The organism is Leucobacter albus (assembly GCF_039528015.1).
GTDB lineage: Bacteria > Actinomycetota > Actinomycetes > Actinomycetales > Microbacteriaceae > Leucobacter > Leucobacter albus.
The window spans coordinates 51,220-75,321 of the sequence record NZ_BAAAKZ010000007.1 but is presented as its reverse complement, the minus strand read 5'-3'; the positions used below and the strand labels follow the sequence as shown (position 1 = coordinate 75,321).

The window sequence follows — 24,102 nt, the reverse complement described above, 5'->3', positions numbered from 1 at the left end:
ACATGGCAGGCAAGTCAAGCGGTGCAAGCCGCAAGCCGGCTCGCGGCAAGAACGCGAAGGCGGCAGCACCCGCAAAGAAGCAGACCGTTGGCGTCATTGATTACAAGGACGTCCAGACGCTTCGCAAGTTTATTTCAGAGCGTGGAAAGATCCGCGCCCGCCGCATCACCGGCGTTTCCGTTCAGGAGCAGCGTTTGATCGCTAAGGCAGTGAAGAATGCCCGCGAGATGGCTCTCCTCCCCTACGCCGGTTCCGGCCGCTAAGGAGAGAGCATCATGGCGAAAGTAATTCTCACGCACGAGGTCCGTGGCCTCGGTTCTGCAGGTGACGTTGTCGAGGTCAAGAACGGATACGCCCGTAACTACCTCGTACCCCAGGGCTACGGCGTGCACTGGACCCGCGGTGGCGCGGCCCAGGTCGCACAGCTGCAGGCCGCACGCGACGCTCGCGCGCTCGCATCGGTCGAAGACGCTCAGGCGCTCAAGGCAACCCTCGAGGCGAACAAGATTCGCCTCCACTCGAAGGCTGGAGTTGGCGGTCGCCTCTTCGGTTCGGTGAAGCCGGCTGCGGTCGCAGCGGCAGTGTCCGAGGCAGGCCTCGGCGAGGTCGACAAGCGCAAGATCTCGCTCCCGTCGATTCGTTCGACCGGTGAGTACAAGGCGACGATCCACCTCCACGAGGGTGTCGACGCTGAGGTCACGCTGCAGGTCATCACGCAGCGCTAAGCGATGTCCGCTGCTCAGGCGGGGCAGGTTCCTTTTGGGAACCGGCCCCGCCTTTTGCGTTGGTGTGGGGTGGCGTGGGTGGCGCGGGTGGCGTGGGTGGCGCGGGTGGCGTGGGTGGCGCGGGTGGCGCGCGCTGTGCGGCCCGCTGCTGCGTCAGAATGGTCGGCCCCGCCCAGGTGGTCAGTCGCGCGGCCCTGGTGCCTCAGGGCCGCGCCCAGCGTGCCTGCGGCCAAGGGTGAACCGGGCGTGAACGGGCGGGTGCATTGCTTGGCGCCGGGCGGCCGCCACATCCGCATAGTTGCGCAAGAGTTGTCCACACGCCCGGGGGATCGGCAACCTTCAAGGTGTACTTTAAGGTTGAATAACTATGTTGATGTGGATAATTAAAAAACCAGATCAGACGGCATGTTTGGCAGAAAGGGGAAATTCTCTCCACAAGTTATCCCCACTGCTGTGGACAAGATGTGGCGTTTCCGCGGAGCTTGTGCACATAGTTATCCACAGGTGGAGAACTGCGATGTTTGGGGGAGTTGGGCACTGCCCCTACGGTGAATGTCTGAGGTCTGGTATGTCATCAGAAGGTAACGCCACCGGCCCTCACCGAAGGAGTACACAACGTGTCGATCGCGCACCTAGGCATCGCGTCACCCGACGAAGAGCAGCGGGGGCATGACTACGAGCGAACCCCGCCATATGACCTGCTCGCAGAGCAGAGTGCTATCGGCGGCATGCTGCTCTCGAAAGACGCCGTCGCAGACGTCACGGGCGTGCTCAAGGGCACAGACTTCTACGTGCCGAAACACGAGGTCATCTACGAGTCGGTGCTCTCGCTCTATTCGCAGGGCGAACCGACCGATGTGATCACCGTCACCGACGCGCTCGCGAAGGCCGGAGACCTGCAGCGGGCCGGCGGAGCCGAGTACCTGCACACCCTCACGAGCATTGTGCCGACCGCCGCGAACGCCGGGTTCTATGCTGACATCGTTGGCGAGAAGGCGCTGCTTCGACGCCTGGTCGAGGCAGGCACGCGCATCGCGCAGATGGGCTACGCCGGCGAGGGTGAGGCGCTCGACCTTGTGAACGTCGCCCAGTCAGAAATCTACGGAGTAACGGGCGAGTCGCAGAGCGAAGACTACGTGCCGCTCTCGCTCGCCGTCGACGCGGCGATGGAAGAGATTCACAAGGCGACCTCCCAGCCCGACGGCATGCTCGGCGTGCCGACAGGGTTCAGCGAGCTCGACGCGATGACCAACGGTTTCGCCGGTGGGCAGATGATTATCATCGCTGCGCGACCGGCGATGGGTAAGTCGACGCTCGCGCTCGACGTCGCGCGTTACGCCTCGGTGCACGCGCTCGCTCCCACGGTGTTCTTCTCGCTCGAAATGGGGCGAGCCGAGATCGCGATGCGTCTGCTCGCTGCAGAGGCCTCCATTCCGATGCAGTCGCTGCGTAAGGGCGCGCTCGACAGTCGAGACTTCCAGAAGCTTGCCGCCACTCAGGCCCGCATCTCTGAGTCGCCGCTCTATATCGACGACAGCCCGAACCTTACCCTGGTCGAGATTCGCGCGAAGTGCCGGCGTCTCAAACAGCAGCACGGCCTGAAAATGGTCGTCATTGACTACCTGCAGCTGCTCTCGAGTGGCAAGAAAGTTGAGAGCCGCCAGCAAGAGGTCAGTGAGTTCTCGCGTGCGTTGAAGCTGCTCTCGAAAGAGCTCGACGTGCCAGTTATTGCCCTGTCGCAGCTGAACCGTGCCTCGGAGCAGCGCGCCGACAAGATGCCAGCGATTAGCGACCTGCGTGAGTCGGGCTCGCTCGAGCAAGACGCCGATATGGTCATTCTGCTGCACCGCGAGGCAGCGAGCGACCGAGATCACCCCCGAGCGGGCGAGGCAGACTTCATTCTCGCAAAGCAGAGAAACGGCCCGACCGGCACGGTCACCGTCGCGTTCCAGGGCCACTACTCCCGCTTCCAAGACATGCCTCAGGGCATGTAGGCGGGCGTCCACCACGCCCGCCACGCTGTTTCGCAGGCAGAGGAGATACAATCCTCGGGGCAGGGGAGGAACGATAGATATGGCCGCAGAGGTTCAAGACCGGGTTCAGTCAACGTCGCTTCTTTCGCCTCGGTGGGTGCGCGTGCTTCGCAGCGTAGTGCTGCTGATTGTTGGCCTGGTCATCACGTTTAGCGCAACCTTTCACGAGCAGTTCGGCTTCGACGTGGCGGTTGTGGCCGTTGCCCTCGGCCTGATCGGCGCAGCGCAGGCTGTTGAGGCTGCTCAGCGCCGCAGCGGTGGGAGCGCGCTCATTGCACTCGCGCATGGCGTCGTGTCGATCGCCGCAGCGGTGCTCGTCGTTGCGCTCGGCAGCCAGCTCGCCTTCGCAATCGTGATCGCCGCTTGGGCGCTGATGAGCGCACTGCTCGAATTCGTGGGCATGGCCGTGTACCCGGGGAGCAGGCAAGATGCCGCCCTGGTTGGCGGCGTCGGCATTGCCCTGGCGCTCACTGTACTGCTTGCCCGCGGCGACCTCGTTGCCATCATCGGCTTTTTCGGGGCGTACGCCGTGATTACCGGCGTCTTCCTCGGCATTGCCGCCTTCGACACCCGCCGCGCGAGCGAGCCGCAGGAGCTCGCCGCGACGGCTGCCGCGAATGCCTAGCCAACGCGCCCGCGTGACAGACCTCCCTTAGCCGCCCCGTAGAAAGCGAACGATGACCTCCTCCTCAGACCAGACGCCAACCGAATCGGCCGCCGCAGCGCGCAACGACCGACTCAAACCGCTTGAGTTGGTGGTGATCTCGTGCGTGCTCGCGGTGTTTGCGGGGCTGATCGTGCTGATGTCGTCGCGCTCGCTCATGCTCACGCTGATCTTCGCCGGTATTGCGTTCGTTGTCTCGTTCGCCTTCATGGGGCTGCTCGGCATCGGCAGCAAGCAGAACAAGGAAGGCCACGGCACGGGCAAGCTGTAGCTGCCGCGCGCGCCGGTGCTCATCGCGAGCGCCCGCCCGATACCTCGCAGTCCACTTCGTTGCTGTCGCGGGAGACACCTGGAAACGTTCCGCGGCCCGGCGAAGCGGCCACCCCTGATCAACGACCAACACCGCGAGACGGCGTCTCCCTACTGGGGTGAGGGGTGCGTTAGCGTGGGACATGAAGACCTCCGGATCAGAATGTGTGTGTGGTAACCCACATCCTGCCGGAGGTCTTCACCTATCCCAAGCGTTCACAACGTCCCAAGGAACTACAGCTAGTCTTCGACCGAGTCCGGGTCGTTCGGGTCGAGCGGCCCGTGGTGGTCGAAGTTGGCCTCGCCGCTGCGCCAGTAGCCGCTGATCATGTACTGAGCGCGGGGGAGACCGAGCTCCTCGCGAATCACGCGACGCAGCGGAATGAGGCGGTTCGCATCGCCGGCGGCGAACACGAACGTCGCGTCGGTGATCTCACTGTCGAGCAGCGCCTGGTCGAGCCCACCGAGTGGCTCGCGCACGAGCACGTCGCGCCCGGTACCCTCTCGCAGGTACTCCTCGACCCAGTCGAGGGCGTCGTAATCGACGTCGGCGATCACCTCGATGTCGGTGACGTCGGGCAGCCCGTTGATCCACCGCACCGTCGCGGGTAGCGCGGTCGGGTCCACAATGCAGAGCAGCGCACCAATATCGGTCGGAATGCTCTGCGTGCCGCGCGGCCCGACGACGACGATCTTGTCCCCGATCTTTGCCTGCTCGGCCCATGCCGAGGCCGGGCCCGGGTCCTCGTGCAGGAAGAAGTCGAGGTCGAATACCCGCCCGCCGGCCTCGTCGCGAACGTTGAGCGGCGTGAAGTCGCGGCCGAAGGTCTGGCCGTCTGGCCGCACGATGCCGTCTTCGCCCGGCCCTGTCGCGGTCGGGGCGACCAGCTCACCAGTGAAGGGGTGCGGGAAGAAGATCTTGGCGTGATCGCCGGGCCCGGTCGACTCGAAGTCGGCGAGGTCGGGCCCGGCGAGCGTCACGCGGGCGATCGCCGCAACCGGGCGAGAGATCGCCTGCACCGTGACCTCGCGGGCGGTGAAACGGTACATCGTGCGTTCGCGGTGAAAGCGTGGGGCTTGAGTCATGCCTCAAGCCTGGCGCAGCTGCGGGGCAGCGGCAACCCAAAAACTCACAGGTAGGTGAGCAGCTCGGGTGCGTTGCCGATGTAGGTTGCCGGGGTGAGCTTCAGCAGGCGCTGCTTGGCCTCGTCGCCGATCTCGAGCCCCTCGACGAACTCGACGAGCTCGGCCTGGCCGATGCGGCGGCCGCGCGTGAGCTCCTTGAGCGCCGCGTAGGGGTCGCTGATCGAGGAGCGGCCGGCGGTCACCTCGGCGCGAATCACGGTCTGAATCGCCTCGCCGAGCACCTCCCAGTTCGAGTCGAGATCTGCCGCGAGCACCTCGGGCGCTGCGTCGATCTGCCCGAGGCCCTTGAGTGTGTTGTCGAGCGCGAGCACCGAGTGACCGAGGGCGACACCGATGTTGCGCTGCGCCGACGAGTCGGTGAGATCGCGCTGCCAGCGGCTCGTCACGAGCGTCGCCGCGAGCGAGTCGAGCAGTGCGTTCGAGAGCTCGAGGTTTGCCTCGGCGTTCTCGAAACGGATCGGGTTGACCTTGTGCGGCATCGTCGAGGAGCCCGTGGCGCCTGCGACGGGGGTCTGACGGAAGTAGCCGATCGAGATGTAGCTCCAGATGTCGGTCGCGAGGTTGTGCAGAATGCGGTTCGCGTGTGCGACGCGCGTGTAGAGCTCAGCCTGCCAGTCGTGGGACTCGATCTGCGTGGTGACGGGGTTCCAGGTGAGGCCGAGGCCCTCGACGAACTCGCGCGAGATAGTCGCCCAGTCTGCCGTCGGATCCGCCGCGAGGTGCGCCGCAAACGTGCCGGTCGCGCCCGAGAACTTGCCGAGGTACTCGACGGCGTCGATCTGCCGCAGCTGGCGGCGCAGCCGGTACACGAACACACCGAGCTCCTTGCCGAGCGTCGTCGGCGTAGCGGGCTGACCGTGCGTGCGGCTCATCATGGGCAGCTCGCGGTACAGCTCGGCCTGGCGCTCAAGCTCGTCGATCACCGCGACGAACTTCGGGCGCCACACATCGGCGATCGCCTGCTTGACGGTGAGCGCGTACGAGAGGTTGTTGATGTCTTCGCTCGTGCAGCAGACGTGGGTGAGCTCGGCGAACTGGCCGAGGCCCTGCGTCTCGAGGCGGGCGCGCACGAGGTACTCGACGGCTTTCACGTCGTGCTGGGTGGTCTTCTCGGTCTCCGCGAGCTCGTCGATCTCGGCCTGGCCGAAGTTTGCCGCCCACTCGCGCAGCGACGCGAGCTCCGTGTCGGAGATCGGCGATCCGCCAAGCAGCGAGTGCGAGGTGAGGTAGGCAAGCCACTCGACCTCGACGTGCACGCGCGCCTTGTTGAGGCCGGCCTCGGAGAGCGTGTCGCCGAGCCCTTCAACTGCCTTCCGGTAGCGGCCGTCGAGGGGGCTGATGGGCTGCGGGGGCAGGCTCGTCATGTGAGTCTCCAGTGTGTCGGGGTGTGTCGCGTTCCAACCCCCATTCTTTCACGCTGCGCGGTTGCTCGCTGCCCGGGTGGGCTGGGTGCGAGGGCGCTGCAGCGCGGTGCGTGTTGCGGGGTGCGTGTTGCGGGTGGGGCGGGGCGGCTGCAGAACCGGGGTTGATCGGCGCTCCCACGCACGCAGGGGCCGTGATCGGGCCGTGTGAGTGCAGATTTGCTATCGAGTGCAGGCCCAAGCGCGGGAGCGCAGACTCCGCGCCGCTACTCGTAGCTTTCGCGAACGATATCGAGGTGCATCCACGAATCGACGCGGCCGACTCCGCCAAAAGACCGGATCGTCTCGAGCGTCGCATGCAGCACCTGCAGGCTCGGCCCGGACACGGTGGTGACGATGTCGTAGTGCCCGACTGCAAGCGCAACGAACTCGACCGCGGGGAGCGCGCGAAGCGCTTCAATAAGCGCGCCGTCATTGTCGCGCAGGCGAATACTCACCCCCATCTGAAGTCGGCGAGCGGCACTCGGCTCGCGGAGTTCGCAGGTGACCTGCAGCATGCCGGTACTCATGAGGCGCGCGAGCCTGGCGCGCACCGCCCCGATCGAGAGCCCGACGGCCTCGCCGAGTTCGCGGTAGGGCATCCTCCCGTCTTCGCGCAGCAGCGCAATGATCTGCGCGTCTTGTTCGTCAGGCGCCGGGAAAGAGCCCTCGCTCAGATCGTTCTCGCTCTCGAAACGGCTCTTGAAGATGCGGAGCAGTTGGGAGCTCGCGGTTTCGCGCACACCGTCGATCGCGCGGATCCGCGACAGCAACGCCTCGAGGTGTGCGCGGCTCTCGGCGCTCACTTCGACAACGATGTCGCAGTTTCCCGAGACCGCTGAAATGAGCGTCGTCTCGCGAAGCTCACTGAGGGACGCGAGCACGGGAGCGGCAGGGCCATCCACCCAGATTAAGACGTCGCAAAAGGAATGGATGCCGAGCAGGGCGGGGTGCACGTTGGCTACCACTCGGATGGCGCCGCTGGCGAGCAGCGCCTGCATGCGCTCCTGCACGCGCTGGCGCGGAATGCCGATGCGGCGAGAGAGCTCTGCCACAGGGATTCGCCCGTTCTCGCGAAGCGAATCGATGAGCGCGCCGTCGAAATCCATATGCAATTCACTCCCGTCACTGATTTGTTATAAAGAATCTTCTTGCGGTTTGGTGACAAATTTATCGTTGACTCTACTCGCAAAGGTTGGCGATGTGTCAATACGACGAAAATCGAGGCGAAATTATCAAGGATGCAAAGATTCACCGCATTATTGATGTCGCGATTCTCGGCAATCGACCCTACTGTTAATCCATCACGCCGACCGCGTCGAACCGCAACCGCAACCCAAAGGAGGGCCCGTGAGCACACCAGCAGCAAGTGCGCCGCTGCTTGACGCGCGCAACCTGCACAAGAGCTACGGCGACAAGACAGTGCTGCGCGGAGTTGACCTGTCGATTCGCCCCGGCCAGGTGAAGGCGATGCTTGGCCCGAGTGGTTCGGGGAAATCGACCACCCTTCGGCTCATCAACCTGCTCGAGCGCGCCGACCAGGGCACCATCGAGATCGACGGAACCCAGCTGGGCTACGTCGGTGGGGCCGGCGCCAAGCGCCCGGCGCCGGAGAGAATCCTTGCCAAGCAGCGCCAGAGCGTTGGCATGGTGTTCCAGCACTTCAACCTGTTTCCGCACCTCAACGCAATGCGGAACGTCATGAGCGGCCTCACAACGGTGCGACGCATCTCTCACCGTGAGGCGCAGGAGCGGGCCGTCATGATGCTCGAGCGCGTCGGGCTCGGCGCGCACGTGATGAAGTACCCCTCCGAGCTCTCGGGCGGTCAGCAGCAGCGCGTCGCCATCGCCCGGGCGCTGGTGATGGAGCCGAAGCTCATGCTCTTTGACGAGCCGACGAGCGCGCTCGACCCTGAGCTTGTCGGGGAGGTGCTCCGCGTCATGGAGAGCCTCGCGAGCGAGGGAATGACAATGCTCGTTGTCACCCACGAGACCCGCTTCGCCCGGCGTGTGGCAGATGAGGTCGTGCTCTTTGACGAGGGCGTCATCGTCGAGCAGCAGGAGCCCGAGGGCTTCTTCGAAAACCCGCAGAGCGAACGCACCAAGGAGTTTCTTCGTCATGTCCACTAACCCCCAGATGCATCACATCACCGAGTACGTCACGTGCAGGGCCGACGACCTCGCACGCGCTGGCGCCGAGATTCGGGACCGTGCGGTGCGTGGCGCCGAGGTGTTTATGGCAGACCTCAAGCCTCGAACTGAGCCGCTCACGACGAGCGAAGCGGAGCATGCCGAGCTTGTCGAGCGCCTGCGCGGTGCCGAGGTGCGCCGCGTTCACGCCTCCTACTGGGCCGCGCCGACCCCGTTCGTTGGCAACACGCAGTTCGCAGAACTCGTAGAGCGTTTTGAGGGGCTCGATCGAGTCAAAGAATACTTCGGCGACCTCACCGGGGCGCACATGTTCTCGCGATGGCGCGATGAGTACGCCCTCGCGTCAGAGATCGGCGCAGACGTCTACGTGTTCCACCTCATTGACTACATGCCGGTTGACGGGGCGTGGGCGTTCACCATCGACCGCCAGGCCGTGCTTGACGCCATGATTGTGCTGACGCAGCAGTTCTTGCGTGTGCTGCACGATGCCGACCTCGTGAGCGAATCCTCGCCGCTCATCGAGCTCGAGAACGCCGGCTGGGGGCTCGAGTTCGGGGCGCAGACCGCCGACGACTTTGTGCAGGTGTTCGACAGCGTCTACGACCCAGCGCAGCGACTGCGCATCGGCTGGGACCTCAACCACCTGCTCCACGCCACCGGCACTGCGGCCGGCAAGGGAGTGTTCCTGCTGCCAGACAACGAGGTGACGCCTGCGATGCGCGAGCTCGAGGCAAGCGCAGCGGGCGACATTCGCGCGCTGTCCGCTGCCTGGATTCGCAGCACTGTGCTCGACGAACGCCTCGTCGACCGAGTGTCGGCGATCCACCTCTCTGATTGCCCCGCCAAGGAAGTCGAGTACTTCACCAACGGCGCGCTGCACCCCGACCACGCGGTGGCCGGGGACTGGGAGCAGCAGCAGGACGAGGGGCTGCGGCTCGTGCTCGAGCACTACGACAACCACGTCTGCCTCGGCGACGGCGTGCTCGACCCGGCAGCGACCCTCGAGCTCGTCGAGACGATCGCGAGGCGGCACCCGGTGGCGGTGCTCCACGAGCTCAAGAACGCTGACGACGTCTGGGGTGAACTCGACCGCCAGCGGGAGCGGCTCTGGGCCGCATGGCCACAGGGGGAGCACAGCGACCCCACCACAAGCAGCTAGACATCTACCGAATCGAAGGAGATTGCGATGGGAAATCAACTCAAATCCGTGCTCGGGCTCACCGCGGCGCTAGGCCTCGCCGTCACGCTGAGCGCGTGCAGCCAGGCAGCCCCCGAACCGGGAGCCGCAGACGGCCCGGCGGGGCTGCACGAGGCAGGTACGCTCAACGACTGTGTTGCGCTGAGCTACGAGCCGCTCGAATACTACGAGAACGGCACGAGCGGCGAGGTTATCGGCTGGGACGTTGATGCCGCCCGCGAGGTCGGCAAGCTGCTCGGAGTCGAAACCAAGGTCAACGTGATGGATTTTGACGGGCTCATCCCCGGGCTGCAGTCGGGCAAGTGCGACCTCGTGTGGTCGGGCATGTACGTCAACGAGCAGCGGGTTCAAGTGACCGACGCGGTGCCCGTGCTGCAGACCGGCACCCAGGTCGTGCTGCGCAAGGAGATCGCGGGCAAGGTCACCGAGCAGCTCGACCTCTGCGGGCTGCGCCTCGCGGCGCAAACCGGCAGCGAGGACGAGGCGCACGTCAAGGAGGTCAGCGAGAAATGCGTGGCGGAGGGCAAGCCGGAGCTAGCGATCACGGGCTACCCGGGCTCGGTTGACGCGATCCCCGCGATCCGCAGCGGCAAGCTCGACGGGCTGGCAGACACGAGTGTGCTGGCGGCGACCCTCGCCACGAAGAACGATGACCTGACGGCGGTTGCGGGCCTCTTCCCAGCCGACTACTGGTTCGGTGCCTTCACCGACAAGGGAAGTGAGATCTCTCCCGAGATCGAGAAGGCGATCCACACGCTCATCGAGAACGGGACGCTCGCGAAGCTCGCCGAAGAGTACGGGCTCAACCCCGATGACGTTGCCAAAGTTGACACCAAGGCGTTCTAACCGACCGGTGCCCCGGGCGCAGGCCCGGGGCACCGCCTGAGTGAGGTTGCAATGAGCTTCGATCTAACCATCTTCTGGGACCAGCTGATGTCCCCGGTCTATCTGCAGGGTGCGCTGCTGGCAGTGCTTGTCGCGCTCGGGAGCCTTGTGCTCGCCATCGCGATCGGTCTCGCGATGGCCCTGATGAAGCGATCCGAGAACAAGGTGGCGCTTGCCGCGGCCAACACGTACGTGTGGTTCTTCCGGGCGCTGCCCTCCATGCTGATGCTCGTGATCTGCTGGAACGCGCTGCCGCAGTTGATCCCCGCGTTCCGTGCAGACTGGTACTCTCCGTTCGTTGCGGCGGTCATCGCGCTTGGCGTGAGCGAGGCGGCCTACGTCGCCGAGATGCTCCGCTCGGCGATCATGGCGGTCGACGACGGCCAGCGGCTCGCGGCGCGTGCGCTGGGAATGACCCCGGTGCAGACGTTCTTGAAGGTCGTCGTGCCGCAGGCGACCAGAATCGCGATCCCCTCGCTCGGAAACGAGCTCATCGCGCTCGTGAAACTCACCGCAATCGCCAGCGTCATTTCGCTCCAGGAGCTCATGCGGGTCGCAACGATTGGCGTGCAGGCCACGTTCCGCTACGCCGAATACTACGCGGTCGCGATCATCTACTACCTCGTCATCGTCTCCCTCATCATGATCGTGCAGAGCGTGATCGAGAAGCGATTCCAGTGGACCTCGAAACAGCAGAAAGTGCGTGTGACCAAGTGAATGACACCCCAACTACCCCGGCGCAGCGCCGCAGGTGGGAGACCCTGTTCCCAGCCCCCAAACCAATCCTTGCGATGCTTCACCTCGGCGGCGCTGACGCTTCGGAGCGACTGGAGCGCGCGCGCATCGAGGCGGCCGCGCTGCGCGCCGGCGGCGTCGACGCCGTGATTGTTGAGAACTACTTCGGAGACGCCGACGACGTGCGTCGCGTGCTCGAGGCGCTGACGGTCGGCCAAAGCGACGGCGTGCTCGGGCTCAACGTGCTGCGAAACACCGAGCTGGCGTTCGCGCTCGCCGAGGAGTTTCCGGTCGATTTCATTCAGATCGATTCGGTCGCCGGGCACCTCGACCCTGCCGCTGACGATGAGTTCGCAACGCGGCTCGCCGAGCTGCGCGCCGCGAGCAACGCCCTGGTGTTCGGCGGCGTGCGGTTCAAGTACCAACCCGTGAACTCTGGCCGACCCGAGGCCGAAGATCTCGCGCTTGGAGCCGACCGTTCCGACGCCATCGTGGTCACGGGCGAGGGGACCGGAATGCAAACTGACCTGGAGAAGATTGAGCGATTCCGGCGGGCGCTGCCCGAGACAACCCCGCTGATCGTTGGCGCGGGGGTCACCGACGCAAACGCCGCCGAGCAGCTGCGCGACGCAGACGCGGCCATCGTGGGGAGCTTCTTCAAAGACACCTATCTCGACACCGGAGTCGTGGAACCCGCGCACGTCGAACGGTTGATGCGCGCGGTAGCAGCGATCAGGGCCGAGCTGTGAGCGCGATCGACGGCGTGGAGACGCGCGCGAGCGTCGCTGCCGAATCAGTGACTGCCGAGCCTGTGACCGCTGAGTCGTTTGCACCGTTCGGGCGGGTGCTGCCGATGAGCAATGGCCCACACGAGGCGCTCGTGCTCACGGCCGGGGATGGATGGGACGACGCCTACACGCGCTCGCCGATCACGCGGGAGGTGCCGAGCCTGGGAATGACGAGCGCGCCGGCCGCGCCCTACGCGAGTACGTTCATGGAACGTCACGTCAATATTGAGGAAGCGCTGTTGCCCGCGGGGCACCCAATCGTGCTCGCGGTCGCGAGTACGGGTGAGGGCGAGGCGCCGCGTGCCGAGGATGTGCGCGCATTCGTGATCGAACCGGGCACGGCCGTCGTACTACACCCGGGGGTGTGGCACGACGCCTGTCGCGGCCTCGGTGAGCCCACGAGCTACTACTGGCTGGCGTCTTGCGTTGACGCCGGCTCGTCTCCGTGGACGCCGATTGTTGGCGGCCCAGTGGCAGTGGGGGTGCCAGCGTGAGCCGGCAACCAGGGGCCCCGGCGCTATTCATCGGCGACGTGGCGCTCGATGAGTACTTCGCGACCGATACCTGGGTGATGCCGGGCGACAAAGGTCTGATCGAGACACGCGAGGTGTATGTCGGCGGCAGCATTGCGAACGCCGCCCGCGTGCACGCTGGCTTCGCCGGCAGCGCCGAGTTTGTGTCGCTATTGAATCACGGCGAACTCACGCAACGCCTGCTCGCCGCGCTCGCGGGTGACAGTGTTGGCGTCCAACACATGCTCTACGACGGTACGATCGGCGACCAGCGAAACCTCATCTTCCTCGTGGGCGGCGAGCACATCGTGCTCACACCAGACGTCGATGACCGGCCGATGCGTTTCGAACCAGAGGCGCTCGCGTCGCTTGCGAAGCCCGGGTACGTGTACACGACGCTGAACCGGGCCGAGCGCCTGCGGGCGGGGGATCTCGACGCGGCGGCCGTGCTCCGCGCGCTGCGCGCCGGTGGCAGAAAACTCGTCTTCGACCTCGACGTCGACGGCCTCGCAGACGGCGACAACGAGCTGCTTCGTGGTGCGCACGTCGTCATGATGAACAACCACGGTTTCACCAGGTCGTTCGGTGCTGAAGCGGCAGAGAGCGCAGTACGCGAGTGGATGGCGGAGCTCGATATCGACGTCGTGCTGCGCTCCCGCGCGGCGGCAGGGGTGATGGCCTACACCGCGGCGGAAACGCTGAGAGTGCCCGGTTTCAGTGTGCCGGTCACAGACGTGACGGGTGCCGGAGACACCCTGGGTGGCTCGCTCGTCTACGCCCTCGGTGCCGGCATGCCGCTCGCAGAAGCCGTGGGCTTCGCCGTTGCCGCCGCGTCGCGCTCGGTGATGCACATGGGTCCGAATGGCGGAGTGGCGACTATTGCCGAGGTCGAAGAGTTCGCGGCAAGCTTCGCGACCCAAACAGCGAACTAGCTCGCAGGGAGGCGAATGTGATGGGAATGGAAGACCGATACAGCGACACTGCCGGCCGTGCGGTGCTCGAGACTCTGTTGTCATACGGCGTGACGACGGTCTTTGGCATCCCTGGGACGCATAACCTTGAGCTGTACCGGCCACTCGCGGAGCTCGGCATGCACGCCGTGACGACGCGGCACGAACAGGGTGCCGGGTACGCTGCAGACGGCTGGTCACAGCAGACGGGGCTTCCCGGGGTCGTGATCACGACCTCCGGCCCAGGGTTGCAAAACGTGATGAGCGCGGTCGGAACGGCGTTTTGCGAGTCGCGCCCGATGATCGTGCTGTCGCCAGGCGTCGCGCTTGGTGATGAGTTTGCGGATCGCGGCAGCTTGCACGAAACCAAGCATGCGACGGCCATGGCCGGTGCTGTCGCCGAGTGGTCTCGCCGGGTTGCCAGTGCCACCGAGGCGGTGGCTGCCGTGCACGATGCCTTCAAACTGTTTCGCACGGGCAGGCCCCGGCCAGTGCACATCGAGATACCTCTCGATGTGCTCGAGGCGCCCGCCGCAGTTCCCAGTGCCGATCGTACCGCGCGCGACAACCCGAAGGGCTTCACTGGGACGCCTGATGCGTTGGCGGCTGCGGCCGGGCTCATCGCCTCGGCGGCTCGCCCCGTCATGATCGCCGGGGGAGGAGCGACCGCTGCTGCGAGCGAGGTCACTCACCTCGCAGAGTTGCTCGGTTCGCCCGTGCTCACGACGCTCAATGGCAAGGGGGTGTTTGACGAGCAGCACGAGCTCTCGCTCGGGGCGAGTCTGCGCCTCGCAGCGGCTCGACGGGTAGCGGAGTCGGCGGATGTGCTCGTGGTAGTGGGCTCCAAGCTCGGGGAGGCCGAACTGTGGGTGCCCGAGCTGCAGCCAGCGGGCCGGGTCGTGCGCATTGACATCGCCGAATCACAGCTTCAGAAGAACCTCGCCGCAGACGTGGCAGTGCGCGGCGACGCGGCGGCCGTGTTGGGGGAGTTGCTGGCAATCCTGTCCCCCGCGAAACTGTCTGCAAAGAAGGGAAAACTGGGCTGGGATCTCGGCACCGTGCGAGCGGAGATTGCGCGCCAGCTCGCGGAGGATCTCCCAGAGACCGTCGCGCTGGGGGCCCGCATCGTGCAGGCGCTCCCAGCGAACGCGATCGTCGCGGGTGACTCCTCGCAGATTGTGTACATGGCGATTGCGAACCAGTTGCGGCTCGCCCAGCCGCACTCGCTGCTGTACATGCCAACATACGCGACGCTTGGGTATGGACTGCCCGCTGCCATCGGCGCGCGGATAGCCAATCAGTCGCGGCCCGTCGTCACTGTCATCGGCGACGGGGCCCTGATGTTCTGCGTGAACGAGCTCATGACAGCGGTGGAGCAGCGCCTTGACCTGACGGTCGTGTGCGTCGACAACGGCGGCTATGCCGAGATCAAGCAGAACGAAGTCGATCGCGGGATTCGTCCGGTGGGTGTGGATCTCGCGCAGCCAGATTGGGTCGCGTTAGCGGGAGCATTCGGGGCCGTGGGCAGCGGCGTTGCCGCAAACGGGGATGTTGAAGGTGTTATTGGTGCGGCAGTTAGCGCGGGCGGGGTGCAGCTTGTGCATGTGCGCCAGTAGCTGAAACCCAGGCGCGGGCGGCGGGTGGGGCGGGGCGGCTGCAGAACCGGGGTTGATCGGCGCTCCCACGCACGCAGGAGCTGTGATCGGGCCGTGTGACTGCAGATTTGCTATCGAGTGCAGGCGCGGCCGCCGCGCGCGTAGTGAGGTGAGATCTGGCCATCACGGGTGAGGCGCCCGCGGCCCCGTGCTACCCGAGTGGTGTGCCTCCGCTGAGCTCCGTGCTGATGCCCGCCGAGGCATACAGCGCGAACCCGAGGATGACGAGTAGCGGCGGCACGATCACGGGGGCAACGACGGCGAAGCCCGCAAAGACGAGTGCAACGACGCCGGCCCGCTTCTTCGCCGACTTCCTCAGGCCGATAATCGCGAGCGCGACTCCGCCCGCCGCGAGCAACACTGGCAGCCACAGCGGCACCGTTGGTAGCGCCTGGGTCATGCCACCGCTCGGCAGGTTGCCGAATTCGTCGAGCTCGAGCCGCCAGCCGACCCCGAACACGGGCAGCAGTGCAATGAGCTCGGCGACGAGCGCGATCACCGCGAGGCCAAGGGCGCCCCACACGAACCCCGAGACGTTGGGGAGCGCCGCGGCCGAAGGCACCGCAGCCGCCGCGGGCGCCCAAGCCGCGGAGCCCGCAGAACCTGGATCGGGTGCCGAAACCACCGCGGGTGCCAAAGGTGCCAAAGGTGCCGAGGGCGCCGGCGGCAGGTTCGGCGGTGGTTGCTGCGGCGGCTGCTGCGCGAGTTGCCCCCACGCGTAGCCGTCCCACCACTGGAGTTGCCCATACGGGTTTGTGTACCAGCCCGGGGGAGTCTGTTGCGCCGCCATGTGAGCATTCTCTCACTACGGGTGCGTCAGACGGACAGCCCTAACGCGATGGTATTTGAAATGGTATTCTCGATGGCATGATCACTACCATCGATAAGGCTGGCCGCATCGTGGTACCCAAGCGGCTCCGCGATGCGATGGGCCTCACCCCGAAAACTCCACTGCGCATTGACGTCATAGATGGCCGCCTCATCGTCGAGTTCGCCCCGGCCGCACACACCGTCGAACTGGCCGACGGGTTTCCCATCATTCGAAGCGAACGCGACCCTGGGGCACCGCCGATTACGGACGAGTCCGTGAGAGACGCGCTTGAGGAGGCGCGCGATGAGCGAACCGCTCGTTTCGTGTGACACGAGCGTGCTCGTTGCGGCGCTGCTCCCGGCGCACGAGGCGCACGACGCCTGCCGCGCAGCGGTGCGAGGCGTGAACGCCGTGCCCGGCCACGTGCTGCTCGAGACGTTCCGGGTGTTGACCTCGCTCCCCGGTCGCGATCGCGTGCCGGCTGATCGCGCGGCGGCGGCGCTCGATGCGCTCGCCGGGCTGGGGTGGCGCGTGCTTCAGGCAGGCGGGAGCGATTATTTCCAGCTGGTCGGTGCGCTCGCCCGTGCGGGGCGCACCGGAGGAGCGGTCTACGACGCGCACATCGCAGCGTGCTGTGCCGCGAACGGCGCGACCCTCGTTACACGCGACCGACGGGCAGTGCCAACCTACGAGCTGCTCGGGGCAACGTACCAACTGATCTGAGCCGCCCGCGAGGCCGACGCCCTGCCGCCCGCGAGGCCCCGCCCGCGAGGCCGAGGCCCCGCCGCCCCCGGCGACCCTAGCCGCGCTTCTTCTTGCGATTGGTGCCGAGCAGCCCGTTCATGATGCTCGCGAGCACCGACATGACGATCGCGCCGAGCACGCCCCACCAGAACCCGTCGACGTGCAGGCCGAAGCCTGCGAGGCCCGACAGCCACGCGATGACCGAGATGAGAATGCCGTTCACGATGAGCCCGAACAGGCCGAGCGTCAGAATGTACAGCGGAATCGACACGATGCGCACGATCTTGCCGAGCGTGCCGTTCACGAGCCCGAATACGAGTGCGACCAGCAGCATGGTGATGAGCGGCGAGTACGGGTCGTCGTTGATTGGCTCGACCCAGAACCCGCGCGGGCCCGACCCGCCGACGATGAGCGTTGTGAGCCACAGCGCGAAGGTGCTGACGAGAACTCGCATGATTGAACGCATGCCCCAATTCTTGCACCGAACGCTGTGCGTGAGCTACTAGCGGGCGCCCGATATATCCGCTTCGGAATATGTCCTCTCACTAAGCTTGAACACTATGAGCCAGACCCCACAGCTCGCCGTTAACATGGTGGATCCAGAGCCGATTCGCTTCCTTGACGCCGAAGGTCGGTACTCACCGTCGAGCTCCGCTGCAGACTATGCAGCGGAGCTCGATGGCGTTGGTATCGAAGAGTTTCAGCAGTGGTATCGCGACATGGTTGAGACCCGCGCGTTCGATACCGAGTCCACCCATCTGCAGCGCCAGGGGCAACTCGCGCTCTGGGTACCGAGCATCGGCCAGGAGGGCTGCCAGGTTGGCCTCGCCCACGCAACCGAGCCGCAGGATCACATCTTCCCCGCCTACCGCGAGCACACCGTCGCGAAGGTGCGCGGCGTGAACTTCACGGAGATGCTCAAGCTGTTCCGCGGCTTCACGCACGGCGGCTGGGACGTCACCGACCCGGCGAACGGCAACTTCCACCTCTACACGCTCGTGCTCGCGGCGCAGACGCAGCACGCGAGCGGCTACGCCCTCGGGCAGCTGCTCGACGCGAAGGCGCGCGCGGCGTCCGACACCCTCGACGCTGGCGAGCAGGGCATCGCCACGGGTGAGGCCACGATGGTGTTCTACGGCGACGGCACCTCGAGTCAGGGCGACGCCAACGAGTCGATGATCTTCGCTGCGAGTTACCAGACGCCTGCGGTGTTTGTCGTGCAGAACAACGGCTGGGCGATCTCGGTGCCGGTCGAGCGCCAGAGCCGCACGCCGCTGTACCGTCGCGCGCTCGGGTTCGGCATTCGCGCCGTGCAGATCGACGGCAACGATCCGCTCGCAGCCTACGCCGTCGGGCGCAGGTTCATGCGACTCGCGCGTGAGGGCGCCGGCCCCGGCTACATCGAAGCGCTGACCTACCGCATCGGCGCGCACACCACGAGCGACGACCCCACCCGCTACCGCGAGACGGTTGAGCTCGAGGCGTGGCGCGAGCGCGACCCGATCGCTCGGTTGGAAACGTACCTCCGAGGGCAGGGCGTCGACGATGCCTTCTTCGAGGAGGTCGCGGCCGTAGCCGATCGCAAGGCGAAGCAGGTGCGCGACGAGATTCTCAAAATGCCACCGCCCGACGCCGACTCGATGTTCGCAAACGTCTATTCCGAGACGCACCCGCGTATCGAGGAGCAGCGCGTGTGGCTCGAACGCTACGAATCGTCGTTTGAAGCCGAGGGGGAGACGGTATGAGCGTGAAAACACTCACAGAGCGCACGGTGCTGCCGATGGCCCGCGCCATCAATGAGGGCATGCGCACGGCGATGGCTGCCGACGACAAAGTGTTGCTGATGGGCGAAGATATCGGCCCGCTCGGCGGCGTCTTCCGCGTCACCGACAAGCTGCAGGCAGACTTCGGCACCGCCCGCGTGCTCGACACCCCGCTCGCTGAGGCCGGCATCGTCGGCAACGCGATCGGGCTCGCGATGCGCGGCTACCGCCCGGTCGTCGAGATTCAGTTCGACGGATTCATCTTCCCGGCCTTCAATCAGATCGTCACCCAGCTCGCAAAGATCACAAACCGGCACGACGGCAAGATGCCGATGCCGATCGTGATTCGCGTGCCCTACGGCGGCAACGTCGGCGCGATCGAACACCACCAGGAGAGCCCCGAGGCGTACTTCGCCCACACGCCGGGCCTCCGGGTCGTGGCGCCGTCGACGCCGAACGATGCCTACTGGATGATTCAGCAGGCGATCCAGTCGCAAGACCCGGTGCTGTTCTTCGAGCCGAAGGCGAAATACTGGGCCAAGGGCGAGGTCGACCCGACGGCGCCCGAGGCCGCGCTTCACGAGAGCCGCGTCGCTCGCACCGGCACCGACTGCACGATCGTCGCGTTCGGTGCGATGGTCACCACCGCGCTGCAGGCCGCCGAGGTCGCCCAGCAGGAGGGCACGAGCGTCGAGGTCGTCGACCTCAGGAGCGTCTCGCCCGTCGACTACGCGCCGCTGCTCGAATCCGTGCGCAAGACCGGCCGGCTGGTCGTCGCGCAGGAGGCATCTGGCAACGTTTCGCTTGGCAGCGAGCTCGCGGCGCACGTCGCCGAGCACGCCTTCTACTCGCTGCAGGCCCCCGTGCTTCGGGTGTCTGGCTACGACGTGCCGTTCCCGCCCGCGCGCCTCGAGGGCATGTTCCTGCCCGACGCAGACCGCATTCTCGAGGCCGTCGACCGCACGATGCACTACTAAGCTGCCCAGCGGCGCACCAAACTTACACTTGAACGAAGCAACCCTAAGGAGCCTTCGATGAGCGATATGACGTTCCCACTCCCCGATGTCGGCGAGGGGTTGACCGAGGCCGAGATCGTCACCTGGCAGGTCGCGCCGGGAGACACGGTCGAGCTCAACCAGGTCATTTGCGAGATCGAGACGGCGAAATCACTCGTCGAGCTGCCCTCGCCGTTCACGGGCGTCGTCACCGAGCTGCTCGCCGAGGTGGGCGACACGGTGCCGGTCGGCTCGCCGATCATGCGGGTGCGCGCGGCCGGCGATGCGGACTCCGAACCGCAGGAGCCCGCAAGCTCCGAGCCGGCTGCCGCCCCCACACAGCCAAGCAACGCAGCGCCGAGCGACGCCGCGCCAAACACCGTGGATCCGAGCACCTTGGCGCCGAGCGATGCCGCGCCGACCACCGCCGCTGCGGCCGGGACTCCAGGGGCGCCCGAGCCGACCGAATCAGCCGACGCCGGCGGCGCCGTGCTCGTCGGCTACGGCGCCGCCGGCACGGTGCGCTCGCGCCGGCGCTCGGGCGGGGAACCGCTGCTGTCGGCCCCCGTTATTCCTGTGGCGGCTGCGAGCCCGGTGATTGCGAAGCCGCCGATCCGCAAACTCGCGAAAGACCTGGGGGTGAATCTCGCCGAGGTCACCGGCACCGGAATTGGCGGCGAAGTGCTGCGCGACGACGTCGTGCGGCACGGCTCGCAGGCGAGCCTATTTCGCAACATCACGACGCCCGAGGCGCCCGCGGTGCGCGAGGAGCGGATCCCGCTGAAGGGGATGCGCAAGCAGATCGCGAAGGCGATGGTGACAAGCGCGTTTGAGGCGCCGCACGTTGGCGTTTTTGTCGACGTCGACGCGACGCGCACCATGGAGTTCGTGAAACGGCTGAAGACCTCGACCGACTTCGCCGGCATCAAGGTCTCGCCGCTGCTAATTTTCGCGAAGGCGATGCTGTGGGCGATTCGCCGCAACCCCGAGATCAACTCGACGTTCACCGAAACTGAGATCATTCGGCACCACTTCGTGAACCTCGGCATCGCGGCGGCGACCCCGCGCGGGCTCGTCGTGCCGAACATCAAGGAGGCGCAGGAGCTCAGCCTGCGCGAGCTCGCGCAGGCGATCGAGCAGCTCACTCTCACCGCGCGCGAGGGGCGCACGAAGCCCGAGGAGATGCAGCGGGGCACGATCACGCTGACAAACATCGGCGTGTTCGGCATGGATTTTGGCACCCCGATCTTGAACCCTGGCGAGGTCGCGATCATGGCGATGGGCACGATCAAGGAGAAGCCGTGGGTCGTCGACGGCCAGGTGCGCCCGCGCATGGTGACGACGGTCGGTGGATCGTTCGACCACCGCGTCGTCGACGGCGACGTGATCTCGCGCTTCGTGGCCGACGTCGCCTCGGTGCTCGAGGAGCCAGCGCTGCTGCTCGACTGAGCAACCTGGGCGCGCAACACCCCGGGAAACGTGGCAGCCGGGGTGGCGATGCCCATAGGCTGGCGGTGACGTGCATTCACACTGGCGCGCCTCCCAAGGACGGCGAGGCGCTGACCCCGACGGTCAACGGGCCGAGAGATGAGGATCAATCATGCAGCTTGAAGGAACAACAGCGGTCGTCACCGGCGCGGCATCGGGTCTTGGCGCGGCAACCGCGACGCTGCTTGCGAGCCGCGGCGTGAATGTGGTCGGCCTCGATCTTGCGATGTCGATCGAGAAGGCGGGGGAGCCCGGCGCTGGTATCCGATACGTCGCGGCCGATGTCACGAGCGAGGACGAGGTCGCAGCGGCCCTCAAGCTGAGCGCTGGGGAGCCGCCGATTCGCCTCGTCGTGAACTGCGCTGGCATCGCGCCTGCGAAGCGCGTGCTCTCGGGCAAGGGTGTGCACGATCTCGAGACCTTCCAGCGCACGCTGAACATCAACGTCACGGGAACCTTCAATGTGCTGCGCCTCGCGGCGGAGATCATGGCCGAGCAGGAGCCGGTCGACGAGTCGGGCCAGCGCGGCCTCGTCGTGAACACCGCCTCGGTCGCCGCCTACGAGGGTCAGATTGGGCAGATCGCCTACGCGGCATCGAAGGGCGCGGTCGTCGGCATGGGCATCACGGCCGCTCGCGATCTCGCGCGCAATGGTATTCGCGTGAACACGATCGCTCCGGGTATCGTCGCGACCCCGCTGCTCGAGGCACTCGGCGAAGAGGTCAACGCCTCGCTGTCGGCGTCCGTGCCGTTCCCGGCACGCCTTGCCAGGCCCGACGAGTTCGCGCAGCTCGTCACGATGATCGCCGAGCACGACTACCTCAACGGCGAGACCATTCGCATGGACGGCGCCCTGCGCATGGGGCCCAAGTAGCGTTCACCCAGATTCATCTCTGTTTGTCGGGGGCGGATGCTAGGTTGGGGCACAGTTCCAGCCGGGGTGCGTACGCGCCCGACAATCCAGTGGAGATGGTAACGAGTGATTCGATTCGACGCAGTCACGAAGACCTACGCTGGTGGCGCCCGCGCCGTCGCTGAGTTCTCACTGACGATTCCCTCGCATCACACGACCGTCTTCGTCGGGTCGTCTGGCAGCGGTAAAACCACGCTGCTGCGTATGGTCAACCGCATGGTCGACCCGACGAGCGGGCGGGTGTGGATCGACGACCAAGACGTCGCCCAGGTCGACCCGGTGGGGCTCCGTCGCTCGATCGGGTACGTGCTGCAGCAGGGCGGCCTGCTGCCGCACCGCACCGTGCTCGATAACGTTGCGACCGTCGCGGTCTTGAACGGCACCCCGAAGCCGCGTGCCCGCGCCCTGGCGCTTGAGATGCTCGAGCGCGTCGGCCTCGACCCCGCGCTTTCCGGGCGTTACCCCGCCCAGCTCTCTGGCGGGCAGCAGCAGCGCGTCGGTGTGGCCCGCGCGCTCGCACCAGACCCGAACATTCTGCTCATGGACGAGCCGTTTGGCGCGGTCGACCCGATCGTTCGCCGCGAGCTCCAAGAAGAGCTCCTCAGGCTGCAGCGCGAGCTCGGCAAGACGATCTTGTTCGTCACGCACGACATCGACGAGGCGTTTCGGCTTGGCGACGAGGTCGTTGTGCTGCGCACGGGCGGCGAGGTCGCGCAGTGCGGCACACCCGAGGAAATTCTCGCGCACCCCGCCGATGACTTCGTGCGGCACTTCATCGGCATCGATGCCGCGCACGCGGGAAGCGCCGGCGGCGAGGCGGAGGCGCGGCTGCTCACCACGCGCGACGTTGACGGGCAGCGGATCGTGTTCGACGGCTCAGGCAGGCCGCTCGGGGTGCTCGAGCAGTGAACTGGCTCACGCAGAACTGGCCCCAGGTGATCGACCTCGCCTGGGCGCACCTGCGGCTGAGCCTCCCCGCGATCGCGCTCTCCGTGCTCATCGCGATCCCGATCGGCAGGCTCTCGTTTCGCCACGGCCGGCTCGGGGGAGCGCTCACGAGCGTCTCGACGCTGCTCTACGCTATCCCGGCGCTGCCGATGCTCATCATCATTCCCGCGATTGCGGGAGTGCCGCTGCGCTCCGACGCGAACATGGTGATCGCGCTCACGCTGTACGGCGTCGCACTGCTCGTGCGCAGCGCCGCCGACGGGTTCGCCTCGGTCGATGCGGGTGTGCGCGACTCGTCGATCGCGATGGGTTTTTCGAAGCTCGCGCTGTTCTGGCGCGTCGATCTGCCGCTCGCGTTGCCGGTCATGCTCGCAGGAATTCGCGTTGTCGCCGTTTCGACAATCAGCCTCGTCACTGTCGGGGCGCTCATCGGGGTCTCGAGCCTCGGGACGCTGCTCACCGACGGCTTCCAGCGCGGCATCTTCGGCGAGGTCGCCACGGGCGTCATCGCGACGATCGTGCTCGCGCTGGCGCTCGACGGCCTCCTTTTGTTGCTTGGCCGGCTGCTGACGCCGTGGCGAAGGGCGGCCGCGTGAACCTGTTCGCCGACGCGCTCACCTGGCTCACCGACCCCGCGAATTGGGGCGGGGCGAGCGGCATCCCCGCGCGCATTGGCGAGCACCTTTGGGTGTCTGGCCTCGCCGTCGCAATCGCGGCGGTCATCGCGCTCCCTGCCGGCGTGCTCATCGGGCACACCAGGCGCGGGGTCGGGGCGATCGGCGCATTCACCGGTGCCGCCCGCGCACTGCCGACGCTCGGCGTGCTGACAATCTGCGCGCTGTGGTTCGGGATCGGCCTTGGCGCCCCGCTCGTCGCGCTTGTCGTGCTCGCGATCCCGTCGCTGCTCGCCGGCGCCTACTCGGGCGTGCAGGCGGTGCCGCGGGAGACGGCGGAGGCCGCGCGGGCGATCGGGATGCGCCAGGCTCAGGTGATCTGGCAGGTCGAGGTGCCGCTCGCGCTGCCCGTTATCGTCGGCGGGATCCGCGCGGCGGTGTTGCAGGTCGTCGCCACCGCAACCCTTGCCGCCTACACCGCGAACCTCGGCCTCGGCCGCTACCTCTTCGCCGGCCTGAAGACCCGCGACTATGGCCAGATGCTGGGGGCCGCGATCCTCGTGATCCTGCTCGCGCTGGCGCTCGAGATCGCGCTCGCCGCGATTCAGCGAGCCGTGACCACCAGGCTGACGCCCCGCGCGGCGGCACAACCAACCACAACCGCAACAACCTAAC

Annotated in this window: 27 protein-coding genes and 1 pseudogene; 22 read left to right on the top strand and 6 right to left on the bottom strand. The window is 66.4% G+C overall.

All coding sequences use genetic code 11. The features are described 5' to 3' along the window. Positions 1 to 2: 2 nt before the first annotated feature. The 5 genes from rpsR (at position 3) to ABD115_RS08995 (ending at position 3,693) form a co-directional block, all read left to right on the top strand. Positions 3 to 263, top strand: a complete 261-nt coding sequence (gene rpsR, locus ABD115_RS09015) for a 30S ribosomal protein S18 (RefSeq protein WP_042545452.1) — start codon at positions 3 to 5, stop codon at positions 261 to 263. A gap of 12 nt (positions 264 to 275) precedes the next feature. Beyond that, positions 276 to 725 carry a 50S ribosomal protein L9 gene (gene rplI / locus ABD115_RS09010; protein ID WP_343960375.1) on the top strand — a complete coding sequence of 150 codons (450 nt, stop codon included), beginning with the start codon at positions 276 to 278 and terminating at the stop codon, positions 723 to 725. Positions 726 to 1,342: 617 nt separating this feature from the next. Beyond that, a complete protein-coding gene (gene dnaB, locus ABD115_RS09005; RefSeq protein ID WP_343960374.1) occupies positions 1,343 to 2,719 on the top strand; it encodes a replicative DNA helicase in 1,377 nt (458 codons plus the stop codon). A 142-nt stretch (positions 2,720 to 2,861) separates the two neighbouring features. Next, positions 2,862 to 3,383 carry a hypothetical protein gene (locus ABD115_RS09000; RefSeq protein WP_343960373.1) on the top strand — a complete coding sequence of 174 codons (522 nt, stop codon included), beginning with the start codon at positions 2,862 to 2,864 and terminating at the stop codon, positions 3,381 to 3,383. Positions 3,384 to 3,435: 52 nt separating this feature from the next. Then, complete coding sequence (locus tag ABD115_RS08995; protein ID WP_343960372.1) at positions 3,436 to 3,693, top strand: ABC transporter ATP-binding protein; 258 nt, start codon at positions 3,436 to 3,438, stop codon at positions 3,691 to 3,693. Between the two features lie 21 nt (positions 3,694 to 3,714). Here ABD115_RS08995 and ABD115_RS08990 read toward each other — a convergent pair. From ABD115_RS08990 to ABD115_RS08975, 4 genes and pseudogenes are all read right to left on the bottom strand, one after another. Beyond that, a pseudogene (locus tag ABD115_RS08990) lies at positions 3,715 to 3,876 on the bottom strand (helix-turn-helix domain-containing protein); the annotation flags it as partial. A gap of 95 nt (positions 3,877 to 3,971) precedes the next feature. Further along, entirely contained in the window at positions 3,972 to 4,817 is an 846-nt protein-coding gene (locus ABD115_RS08985) for a siderophore-interacting protein (RefSeq protein WP_343960371.1), read from the bottom strand. 44 nt (positions 4,818 to 4,861) lie between these two features. Further along, positions 4,862 to 6,241: an adenylosuccinate lyase gene (gene purB, locus ABD115_RS08980; protein WP_343960370.1), complete on the bottom strand. Its 1,380-nt coding sequence runs from the start codon at positions 6,239 to 6,241 to the stop codon at positions 4,862 to 4,864. A 263-nt stretch (positions 6,242 to 6,504) separates the two neighbouring features. Further along, complete coding sequence (locus ABD115_RS08975; protein WP_343960369.1) at positions 6,505 to 7,386, bottom strand: Lrp/AsnC family transcriptional regulator; 882 nt, start codon at positions 7,384 to 7,386, stop codon at positions 6,505 to 6,507. Between the two features lie 241 nt (positions 7,387 to 7,627). Between ABD115_RS08975 and ABD115_RS08970 the strand changes: the two genes are divergently transcribed. The 8 genes from ABD115_RS08970 to ABD115_RS08935 are packed head-to-tail and all read left to right on the top strand — an operon-like array spanning position 7,628 to position 15,112. After that, positions 7,628 to 8,407, top strand: coding sequence for an amino acid ABC transporter ATP-binding protein (locus ABD115_RS08970; protein WP_343960368.1), 780 nt, complete (start codon positions 7,628 to 7,630; stop codon positions 8,405 to 8,407). Then, on the top strand, positions 8,397 to 9,587 hold the full coding sequence (locus ABD115_RS08965; protein ID WP_343960367.1) for a hypothetical protein: 1,191 nt from the start codon (positions 8,397 to 8,399) through the stop codon (positions 9,585 to 9,587). Before ABD115_RS08970 ends, ABD115_RS08965 begins: the two co-directional genes overlap by 11 nt. A 27-nt stretch (positions 9,588 to 9,614) precedes the next feature. Beyond that, complete coding sequence (locus ABD115_RS08960) at positions 9,615 to 10,472, top strand: transporter substrate-binding domain-containing protein (protein WP_343960366.1); 858 nt, start codon at positions 9,615 to 9,617, stop codon at positions 10,470 to 10,472. Positions 10,473 to 10,523: 51 nt separating this feature from the next. Beyond that, positions 10,524 to 11,228 carry an amino acid ABC transporter permease gene (locus ABD115_RS08955; RefSeq protein WP_343960365.1) on the top strand — a complete coding sequence of 235 codons (705 nt, stop codon included), beginning with the start codon at positions 10,524 to 10,526 and terminating at the stop codon, positions 11,226 to 11,228. Then, positions 11,225 to 11,995: a BtpA/SgcQ family protein gene (locus ABD115_RS08950; protein ID WP_343960364.1), complete on the top strand. Its 771-nt coding sequence runs from the start codon at positions 11,225 to 11,227 to the stop codon at positions 11,993 to 11,995. Before ABD115_RS08955 ends, ABD115_RS08950 begins: the two co-directional genes overlap by 4 nt. Beyond that, entirely contained in the window at positions 11,992 to 12,528 is a 537-nt protein-coding gene (locus ABD115_RS08945; protein WP_343960363.1) for an ureidoglycolate lyase, read from the top strand. Before ABD115_RS08950 ends, ABD115_RS08945 begins: the two co-directional genes overlap by 4 nt. Continuing rightward, positions 12,525 to 13,478: a carbohydrate kinase family protein gene (locus ABD115_RS08940; RefSeq protein ID WP_343960362.1), complete on the top strand. Its 954-nt coding sequence runs from the start codon at positions 12,525 to 12,527 to the stop codon at positions 13,476 to 13,478. The genes ABD115_RS08945 and ABD115_RS08940 overlap by 4 nt, the downstream gene beginning before the upstream one ends. Positions 13,479 to 13,504: 26 nt before the next feature. Next, entirely contained in the window at positions 13,505 to 15,112 is a 1,608-nt protein-coding gene (locus ABD115_RS08935; protein ID WP_343960361.1) for a thiamine pyrophosphate-binding protein, read from the top strand. 190 nt (positions 15,113 to 15,302) lie between these two features. Here ABD115_RS08935 and ABD115_RS08930 read toward each other — a convergent pair whose 3' ends face one another. Beyond that, on the bottom strand, positions 15,303 to 15,776 hold the full coding sequence (locus tag ABD115_RS08930) for a hypothetical protein (protein WP_343960360.1): 474 nt from the start codon (positions 15,774 to 15,776) through the stop codon (positions 15,303 to 15,305). Between the two features lie 242 nt (positions 15,777 to 16,018). On the opposite strand from ABD115_RS08930, the gene ABD115_RS08925 reads away from it, so the two are divergent. Together ABD115_RS08925 and ABD115_RS08920 are read left to right on the top strand one after the other, a co-directional pair. After that, positions 16,019 to 16,291, top strand: a complete 273-nt coding sequence (locus ABD115_RS08925; protein ID WP_343960359.1) for an AbrB/MazE/SpoVT family DNA-binding domain-containing protein — start codon at positions 16,019 to 16,021, stop codon at positions 16,289 to 16,291. After that, positions 16,266 to 16,685: a PIN domain-containing protein gene (locus tag ABD115_RS08920; RefSeq protein WP_343960358.1), complete on the top strand. Its 420-nt coding sequence runs from the start codon at positions 16,266 to 16,268 to the stop codon at positions 16,683 to 16,685. Before ABD115_RS08925 ends, ABD115_RS08920 begins: the two co-directional genes overlap by 26 nt. A gap of 76 nt (positions 16,686 to 16,761) precedes the next feature. Here ABD115_RS08920 and ABD115_RS08915 read toward each other — a convergent pair whose 3' ends face one another. Beyond that, positions 16,762 to 17,172, bottom strand: coding sequence for a phage holin family protein (locus tag ABD115_RS08915; RefSeq protein ID WP_343960357.1), 411 nt, complete (start codon positions 17,170 to 17,172; stop codon positions 16,762 to 16,764). A 94-nt stretch (positions 17,173 to 17,266) separates the two neighbouring features. Between ABD115_RS08915 and ABD115_RS08910 the strand changes: the two genes are divergently transcribed. The 7 genes from ABD115_RS08910 (at position 17,267) to ABD115_RS08880 (ending at position 24,101) form a co-directional block, all read left to right on the top strand. Continuing rightward, positions 17,267 to 18,451: a thiamine pyrophosphate-dependent enzyme gene (locus tag ABD115_RS08910; RefSeq protein ID WP_343960356.1), complete on the top strand. Its 1,185-nt coding sequence runs from the start codon at positions 17,267 to 17,269 to the stop codon at positions 18,449 to 18,451. Next, positions 18,448 to 19,446, top strand: coding sequence for an alpha-ketoacid dehydrogenase subunit beta (locus tag ABD115_RS08905; RefSeq protein ID WP_343960355.1), 999 nt, complete (start codon positions 18,448 to 18,450; stop codon positions 19,444 to 19,446). Before ABD115_RS08910 ends, ABD115_RS08905 begins: the two co-directional genes overlap by 4 nt. Positions 19,447 to 19,503: 57 nt before the next feature. Beyond that, entirely contained in the window at positions 19,504 to 20,913 is a 1,410-nt protein-coding gene (locus ABD115_RS08900) for a dihydrolipoamide acetyltransferase family protein (RefSeq protein ID WP_343960354.1), read from the top strand. Between the two features lie 151 nt (positions 20,914 to 21,064). After that, a complete protein-coding gene (locus ABD115_RS08895) occupies positions 21,065 to 21,826 on the top strand; it encodes an SDR family NAD(P)-dependent oxidoreductase (RefSeq protein ID WP_343960353.1) in 762 nt (253 codons plus the stop codon). A 105-nt stretch (positions 21,827 to 21,931) separates the two neighbouring features. Continuing rightward, on the top strand, positions 21,932 to 22,774 hold the full coding sequence (locus ABD115_RS08890) for an ABC transporter ATP-binding protein (RefSeq protein WP_343960352.1): 843 nt from the start codon (positions 21,932 to 21,934) through the stop codon (positions 22,772 to 22,774). After that, positions 22,771 to 23,409, top strand: a complete 639-nt coding sequence (locus ABD115_RS08885; protein WP_343960351.1) for an ABC transporter permease — start codon at positions 22,771 to 22,773, stop codon at positions 23,407 to 23,409. The genes ABD115_RS08890 and ABD115_RS08885 overlap by 4 nt, the downstream gene beginning before the upstream one ends. Further along, on the top strand, positions 23,406 to 24,101 hold the full coding sequence (locus tag ABD115_RS08880) for an ABC transporter permease (protein WP_343960350.1): 696 nt from the start codon (positions 23,406 to 23,408) through the stop codon (positions 24,099 to 24,101). Before ABD115_RS08885 ends, ABD115_RS08880 begins: the two co-directional genes overlap by 4 nt. Position 24,102: the final 1 nt, after the last annotated feature.